Below are 7,821 nucleotides of genomic sequence, written 5' to 3'. Positions count from 1 at the left end.
CCTCGAGCTGGGCGACGGGGCCGTCGAACCAGATCGCCGGGCGCAAGGTGACGAGGGCGAAGCCGTCCGCTTCACCGGCGATCAGCGCGATCACGTCGTCGCGCTCGAGGAGTCGACCGAACCGAGGGGCCAGCACGTCGGCCGGGTCGGTCGGCGACTCGAACTCGGTGTTGAAGTCCCACAGGAGCCGCCCGAGCACCCTGGCGTCGGCCGGCGTTGCGCGGCGTACGGCGAATGCGGCGGCTCGAGGCATGGGCTCAGCCTCCCGGGCACTCGTCCTGGGGGTCGATCGCCCGCATCACCCGGCGGCCGATGGCGCTCAGCTGCCCGATCTGGGCCCGCGTCAGCGGATCGAGCACGAGTCGGCGTACCTCCGCGACATGCCCCGGAGCCGTCGCCACGACCTTGTCCCAGCCCTCCCCGGTCAGGGTGGCCAGCGTCGAACGACCGTCCTCCGCGTCGGCCGAACGGCGCACGAAGCCCCGGTTCTCCAGGCGCGTCACGACTTGAGAGAGGCGGGAGAGGGAGCCCTCGGCAAGGACCGCGAGCTGGCTCATCCGCAGCGTGCGATCCGACGCCTCGGACAGGGCGGCGAGCACCGTGTACTCGAAGTGGGACAACCCGGCGTCGGCCCGCAACTGGGCGTCGAGCGCGGCCGGCAGTCGCATCGTGACGCTGGCCAGGGCCAGCCAGGCCGCGCGCTCGTCGGGCGTGAGCCACCGTGGCTCGCTGCTGGTGTCCATGCCAGGAAACGTACTCCGCACAGTCGCGGGCCGACGCGGGAATAACTTCATGGTTGAAGTCATTGTGCCAGCATTCACTTCAAGCATGAAGTAACTGCCTCTAGGAGCACCCGCATGAACATCGTCCTGTGGATCATCGCCGGCGTCCTCGCCGTCGCCTTCCTCGCCGCTGGCACCATGAAGCTCACCCAGCCCAAGGAGAAGCTCTCCGCCAACATGGCGTGGACCGACGACTTCAGCGCCGGTGCCATCAAGGGCATCGGCGCCCTTGAGGTGCTCGCGGCCATCGGCCTGGTGCTGCCGGCCGCGCTCGACATCGCGCCCGTACTGGTCCCGCTCGCCGCGCTCGGCCTGGTGCTGGTGATGGTGGGCGCGATGGTGACCCACGCGCGACGCAAGGAGAACCAGATGATCGTCATCAACGTGGTCCTGGCCCTTCTCGCGGCCGCCGTCGCCTGGGGCCGGTTCGGTCCCTACTCGTTCACCGGCTGACCGCCCTCTCCTCAGCGCCACAGCAGGAGCGCGCCCACGAGCCCGGCGAGGACGATCCCGGCGCGCAGCAACGCAGCCGGCAGCCGACGGCCGATCCGTGCGCCGACGTACCCGCCCACGACCGAACCGGACGCGAGCAGGACGACGGCACGCCAGTCGATGTCGGCGGCAACGACGAAGACCACGCTGGCGACGAGGTTCGCAGCAAGCACCGCGAGGGTCTTCAGCGCGTTGGCGGCCCGAAATGGCAGGTCCGTCCCGATCCCGAGGACGGCCAGCATCATCACCCCGGAGCCGGCGCCGAAGTAGCCGCCGTACGCACCGGTGACAATGGCGAAGCCAGCGGTCACGGGCGAGACATGAAGCCGTTCCTCGGCCTCTCTGCCACGGCGCGCGCGCAGGCGGGCGGACAGTCGCGGCTGGACGCCGACGAGCAGGCAGGTGCCGAGGATGAGCCACGGCACGACGCTCTCGAAGACGGTCGCGGGCAGCGCGAGGAGGAGGACGGCGCCGACCACCGAGCCGACGGCGCACGTCGCCAGCACCACCGCGGTCGCCCGGAGATACTCACGCAGCTCGCTGCGGTAGCCCCACGAACCGCTGAGGGCGCCGGGGGTCATGCCCAGCGTGTTGGAGACGTTGGCCACCACGGGTGGCAGGCCGACGGCCACGAGCACCGGGAAGCTCAGCAGGGACGCGATGCCGACGGTCGAGGTCAGGATCCCGGCGCCCAGGCCAGCCAGCAGCACCGCCACCTGCTCGAACGGGGTCACGTGGAGCGCAGGACGGCGACGTCGCTGACCATCTCGACGTGTGCATGCATCGCGCGGGCGGCGCTCTCGGGGTCGCCGGCGCGGATGGCGTCTGCGATGGCCCGGTGGCCGGCCAGCGACGCGCGCGGGCGATCGGGCTGCGAGAGCGACTCGATGCGAGTCTCGCGGATCAGGTGGGCGATCTCCCCCATCAGCCGCGAGAGCAGGCCGCTGTGCGCGGCGGCGGTGACCGCGGCGTGGAAGTGCTCGTCGCCCTCCACCCCCCGCCCGCCCGCCTTGACGTCGATCTCCATGCTGAGGAGGGCGGTCTCGATGCGATCCAGGTCTTCGTCGGTCCGCCTGGTGGCGGCGAGGCTGGCGATCTTGGTCTCGAGCGCGTCGCGGGTCTCGATGATCTCGGGAAGGCGGTCGGCGTGGGCACGGACGGCTTCGACGATGCGCGAGGGGCCCGGCGACTTCGCCACGACCGTTCCGTCACCGTGCCGCACGGCCACCGCACCGATGACCTCGAGCGCTACCAGCGCCTGGCTGAGCGTGGCTCGGCTGACGCCGAGGCGTGACGCCAGCTCCCGCTCGGCGGGCAGCTTGTCGCCCGGCTGGAGGTCGTGCTCGCTGATCCACGCCGAGATCTGCTGGGCCACCTGCTCGTAGAGGCGTACGCGAGCCAGTGGCGCGGGAAAGGGCGACTCGGAGCCGCGTGAGGGAGGAGAGGGTGGGGCGGCCATGGGACCAGCCTATTGACAGATGCCGAAGAGGTCTATTGGCTAGGCCACTGAACCAGTGCGTGATACGGGTCACGCCGATGGCTGAGGGAGAGTCCTTATGGGAGCGGAATGGGTGGCGATCATCGCCTTGGTTGCCCTGTTTGTCGTGGGCACCGTGTTGCCCATCAACATGGGGGCGCTGGCGTACGTCGCGGCATGGCTCGTGGGCATGTACGCCCTGGACCTCGACGAGAAGGAGATCCTCGCCGGCGTCAGCGGTGACCTGGTCCTGACCTTGATCGGCGTGACCTATCTGTTCGCCATCGCTCGCAACAACGGCACGGTGGACGTGATCGTGCGGACAGCCGTCCGGGCGGTCGGTGGACGTGTCGCCCTGATCCCCTGGGTGATGTTCGCGGTCACCGCCGTGCTCACCGGCATCGGCGCGGTCAGCCCGGCCGCGTGCGCGATCATCGGCCCGATCGCCCTCGGCTTCGCCGGTCGCTACGGCATCAGTCCGCTGATGATGGGCATGTTCGTCGTGCACGGCGCCCAGGCCGGTGGCTTCTCCCCGATCAGCATCTACGGCACGATCACCAACTCGGTGATGGAGGACGCCGGCCTGCCGTCGAGCGAGATCACCGTCTTCCTGGCCAGCCTGGTCGTCAACACGATCATGGCCGCCATCCTCTTCGTGGCCCTCGGCGGGCGAGAGCTGATGAGCCGTCGTGTGGACCTCGACGAGCCGGACACCCTCGAGGACGACCTGCACCGCGGCGGTGCCTCGGTGCCCGCCCGTGGCACGGGCACGACGACCGAGACGACGACCCAGGCCCTCGGCGTACGACGCGACCAGGTCCTGACGCTGATCGCCTTCTTGGCGGTCGCCCTCATCGCGCTGATCTTCGACAAGAACATCGGCTTCGTCGCCATCACCGCGGCCGTCATCCTCGCGATGCTCGCGCCCGAGGAGCACAAGGACGCCGTCAAGCAGATCGCCTGGCCGACCGTGCTCCTGGTCGCCGGCGTCAGCACCTACGCAGCGATCCTCACCGCCGCCGGCTCTCCCGAGTTCGTCGGGAAATGGGCCGCAGGCCTGGGCGCCATCGCCATCGGCGCGCTCATCTTGTGCTACGTCGGTGGTGTGGTCTCCGCCTTCGCCTCGTCGACCGCGCTGCTGCCGGTGATCATCCCCATCGGGGTGCCCCTGATCGCGGAGGGCGGGATCAGTGCCGGGCTCTTCGTCGCGGCCCTCGCGGTGTCGTCGACCATCGTCGACGTCAGCCCCTTCTCGACCAACGGAGCGCTGATGCTGGCCAACAGGCCCGACTCGATCAGTGAGCCCGTCTACTACAAGCAGATCCTCACCTACGGCGTCATCGTCACGTTGGCGGGACCGCTCCTCGTGTGGGCAGCCCTCGTGCTGCCGGGGTGGTGAGGCAGTGAGCGGACCGCTCGCCGACGTCCTCGTCGTCGACCTGTCGAGGGCGCTGGCCGGCCCGCACGCCACCATGATGCTGGGCGACCTCGGCGCCCGGGTGATCAAGGTCGAGACGCCCAACGGAGGCGACGACACCCGCGGCTGGGGTCCGCCCTTCGTCGGCGAGCCTGACGCGCGCCAGTCGACGTACTTCCTCTCGGCCAACCGCAACAAGGAGTCGATCGCGCTCGACCTCAAGGACGACCACGACCGCGAGCTGATGCTGCGACTGGTGGACCGCGCGGACGTTGTCGTCGAGAACTTCCGCACCGGCGTGCTCGAGCGGCTGGGCCTCGGGATCGAGGTCCTCCAGGAGCGCAACCCGCGCCTGGTGGTGCTGTCGATCACCGGCTTCGGCCATGACGGTCCCGAGGGTGGCCGGGCCGGCTACGACCAGATCGCCCAGGGCGAGGCCGGATTGATGTCGCTGACCGGCTCGGGTCCGACCGACCCGCAACGCGTCGGCGTGCCCATCGCCGACCTGCTCGCCGGGATGTACGGCGCGTACGGCGTCGTCGCGGCCCTCCATGAGCGGCACCGCACCGGCCAGGGCACGGTTGTTCGCACGTCCCTGCTGGCCTCGGTCGTGGGCGTGCACGCCTTCCAGGGCACCCGGTGGACGGTGGCTGGCGAGGTCGGCCGGGCGGGCGGCAACCACCACCCCTCGATCGCGCCCTATGGCCTGTTCCACTGCCGCGACGGCTCCGTGCAGATCGCGCTCGGCAGCGAGGGCCTGTGGCGTCGTTTCTGCGCGGGCTTCGGGCTCGACCCCGACACCGACGGCCTGGCAACCAACGGCGAGCGCGTCGGCGCACGCGACCGCCTGATCGAAGTCGTCGAAGGGGCCTTCGCCGAGTGGGACAGCGAGGCGCTGCTCGCCCGGCTGGCCGACGTCGGCGTGCCCGCCGGCAAGGTGCGCACCCTGGACGAGGTCTACGCGTGGGACCAGACGATCAGCCAGGGCCTGCTCGTCGACGTCGAGCACAGCACGCTCGGCACGATCACACTGCCCGGCCCACCACTGCGGTTCTTCGCCGCCGACGGTGACGAAGTGACCCGGCGTGACCACGACGCTCCACCCGCGCTCGATGAGCACGGCGGCTCCGTTCGAGCGTGGCTGGAGGGGGCGTGACGGCGAACGCCCGCGAGCTACTGGCGCTGGTGCTCGACGACGGCTCCTTCGAGTCGTGGGACGAGCCCATCGACGTCTCCGGGCACCCCGACGCCTACCGGGCAACCCTCGAACGCGCCGCCGAGAAGGCCGGCACCGACGAGTCGGTGCTCACCGGCCGTGGGCTGATGCGCGGCCGACCGGTCGCGGTGCTGGCCAACGAGTTCGGCTTCCTCGCCGGCTCGATCGGCCGCGCCGCCGCCGACCGCATCGCCGCCGCCGTACGACGGGCGACCGCCGAGGGCCTGCCGGTGCTGGCCACCACGGCCTCGGGTGGCACTCGCATGCAGGAAGGCACTCCGGCGTTCGTCCGGATGATCGAGATCTCGCGTGCGCTGATGGCACACCGCGCCGCCGGACTGCCCTACCTCGTCTACCTCCGCAACCCCACGTTGGGCGGCGTCTTCGCGTCCTGGGGCTCGCTGGCCCACGTCACGGTCGCCGAGCCCGGCGCCCTGGTGGGCTTCCTCGGCCCCAAGGTCTACGAGGCACTCAACGGCGAGCCGTTCCCCAGCGGCGTACAGACCGCCGAGAACCTCGCGGCCCGCGGCGTGATCGACGCCGTCGTCGCGGCCGAAGACCTGCCGGAGCTCGTCGACCGGGCACTTGCGGTGCTCGTCGATGATCCCGACGAACCCACGCTGCCGCGCCGTACGGGTGAGGTCGGCAACGAGGGATCGGCGTGGGCCTCGATCGAGCACACCCGGGCCGACGGGCGCGTCAGTGTGCGCGACCTGCTGCGTCACGCCGGCTCGCGCACGCTGCGTCTCGCGGGCACCGACGAGGGCGAGCGCGACGAGACGCTGATCGTGGCGCTCACCCGACTCGACGGCCAGCCCTGCGTCGTCGTCGGACAGGACCGCACCCGGCAGACCCCCCAGACGCCCATGGGGCCCGGTGCGCTTCGCGAGGCGCGCCGCGGGATGCGCCTGGCTGAGGAGCTCGGGCTTCCCCTGGTCACCGTCATCGACACCCCGGGTGCCGCGCTTTCACGGCACGCCGAGGAACGAGCCATCGCCGGCGAGATCGCCCGCTGCATCGCCGAGATGGTCACGATGACCGTGCCCACCTTGTCGGTGGTGCTCGGTCAGGGCTGCGGAGGAGGGGCACTCGCCCTGCTGCCCGCCCGGACGGTCATCGCCGCCGAGAATGCCTGGCTCTCGCCGCTGCCGCCCGAGGGGGCGAGCGCCATCGTGCACCACGGCGACACCAGCCACGCTGCCGAGATGTCGGAGCAGCAGGAGGTGCGTGCGATCGACCTCCACCGGTCCGGCACGGTGCACCACGTGGTGCCCGAGGTGGTGGGCGAGACGGCCGAGCAGCTGGCCCTGGCCGTCGCCGCCGAGTGCGCCGTACGACTGCGCGAGATGACCAAGCCCGTCGAGTGCCCCGGAGCAGTGCTGTGCACGTGCCAAACCCGCCGGCATTCCTGACACGGCCGGGTTGGCGGGTAACTTCTGCAGGTGTCCGACAAACGCCAGCGCCGTACCTTCGCCGTCATCAGCCACCCCGACGCCGGCAAGTCCACGCTCACCGAGGCCCTGGCCCTGCACGCCCGGGTGATCACCGAGGCCGGCGCCGTGCACGGCAAGGGCGGGCGTCGAGCCACCGTCTCCGATTGGATGGACATGGAGAAGGCGCGCGGTATCTCGATCACGTCGGCCGCCCTCCAGTTCGTCTACCGCGACCACGTGATCAACCTGGTGGACACCCCCGGGCACAGTGACTTCTCCGAGGACACCTATCGCGTGCTCTCCGCCGTCGACTCGGCCGTCATGCTGGTCGACGCGGGCAAGGGGCTCGAGCCACAGACGCTCAAGCTCTTCAAGGTCTGCGCCCTGCGGGGCATCCCGGTGATCACCGTCATCAACAAGTGGGACCGCCCGGGGCTGGCGGCGCTGGAGCTGATGGACCTGATCGAGCAGCAGATCAAGCTGCGGCCGACGCCGCTGACGTGGCCGGTCGGCGAGGCCGGCGACTTCCGTGGGGTGCTGGATCGACGTACGGGCGAGTTCGTGAAGTACACCCGCACGGCCGGTGGCGCCACTCGTGCCCCCGAGCTCCGGATGCCCGCCGACGCGGTGGGAGCCGCAGACGCCGCGGTGTGGGCGGACGCGGTCGAGGAGCACGAGCTGCTATCGGCCGACGACGCCGATCACGACCAGCAGCGCTTCCTCGCAGGTGAGACGACGCCGGTGATGTTCGCCAGCGCCCTGCAGAACTTCGGCGTGGCCCAGCTGCTCGACCTCCTGCTCGACCTCGCCCCGGCACCCGGCACCGTCGCCGGCGTGGACGGCGCGCCGCGCCGCGTCGGCGACGACTTCAGTGCCTTCGTGTTCAAGGTGCAGTCCGGGATGAACGCCGCGCACCGTGACCGGATGGCCTACGCCCGCATCGTGTCCGGGACCTTCGACCGCGGCATGGTCGTCACGCACGCCGCGACCGGTCGGCCCTTCGC

Annotated in this window: 8 protein-coding genes and 1 pseudogene; 5 read left to right on the top strand and 4 right to left on the bottom strand. The window is 70.8% G+C overall.

The window, feature by feature from the left end:
- Window positions 1-253, bottom strand: a pseudogene (locus RMO85_RS15085) (GNAT family N-acetyltransferase); the annotation flags it as partial.
- 4 nt (window positions 254-257) lie between these two features.
- Window positions 258-743, bottom strand: coding sequence for a MarR family transcriptional regulator (locus RMO85_RS15080; protein WP_310529545.1), 486 nt, complete (start codon window positions 741-743; stop codon window positions 258-260).
- Between the two features lie 114 nt (window positions 744-857).
- On the opposite strand from RMO85_RS15080, the gene RMO85_RS15075 reads away from it, so the two are divergent.
- The gene (locus RMO85_RS15075) at window positions 858-1,235 is read left to right on the top strand and encodes a DoxX family protein (protein WP_310529544.1); all 378 of its coding nucleotides are present in this window, start codon (window positions 858-860) and stop codon (window positions 1,233-1,235) included.
- 11 nt (window positions 1,236-1,246) lie between these two features.
- Here the strand turns inward: RMO85_RS15075 and RMO85_RS15070 are convergent, their stop codons facing one another.
- Window positions 1,247-2,008, bottom strand: coding sequence for a sulfite exporter TauE/SafE family protein (locus RMO85_RS15070; RefSeq protein WP_310529543.1), 762 nt, complete (start codon window positions 2,006-2,008; stop codon window positions 1,247-1,249).
- Window positions 2,005-2,733, bottom strand: a complete 729-nt coding sequence (locus RMO85_RS15065; RefSeq protein ID WP_310529542.1) for a FadR/GntR family transcriptional regulator — start codon at window positions 2,731-2,733, stop codon at window positions 2,005-2,007. The genes RMO85_RS15070 and RMO85_RS15065 overlap by 4 nt, the downstream gene beginning before the upstream one ends.
- Window positions 2,734-2,830: 97 nt before the next feature.
- Here RMO85_RS15065 and RMO85_RS15060 point away from each other — a divergent pair, with 97 nt between their 5' ends.
- The 4 genes from RMO85_RS15060 to RMO85_RS15045 all read left to right on the top strand — a co-directional run.
- Complete coding sequence (locus RMO85_RS15060) at window positions 2,831-4,150, top strand: SLC13 family permease (protein WP_310529541.1); 1,320 nt, start codon at window positions 2,831-2,833, stop codon at window positions 4,148-4,150.
- A 4-nt stretch (window positions 4,151-4,154) separates the two neighbouring features.
- Window positions 4,155-5,324, top strand: a complete 1,170-nt coding sequence (locus RMO85_RS15055) for a CoA transferase (protein WP_310529540.1) — start codon at window positions 4,155-4,157, stop codon at window positions 5,322-5,324.
- A complete protein-coding gene (locus RMO85_RS15050) occupies window positions 5,321-6,796 on the top strand; it encodes a carboxyl transferase domain-containing protein (protein ID WP_310529539.1) in 1,476 nt (491 codons plus the stop codon). The genes RMO85_RS15055 and RMO85_RS15050 overlap by 4 nt, the downstream gene beginning before the upstream one ends.
- Before the next feature lie 30 nt (window positions 6,797-6,826).
- Window positions 6,827-7,821, top strand: a 995-nt coding sequence (locus tag RMO85_RS15045) for a GTP-binding protein (RefSeq protein ID WP_310529538.1), incomplete at its 3' end; no start/stop codon positions are given.

It is taken from the genome of Nocardioides sp. (assembly GCF_031422975.1).
GTDB lineage: Bacteria > Actinomycetota > Actinomycetes > Propionibacteriales > Nocardioidaceae > Nocardioides.
This window is presented reverse-complemented; position numbering and strand designations above follow the sequence as displayed.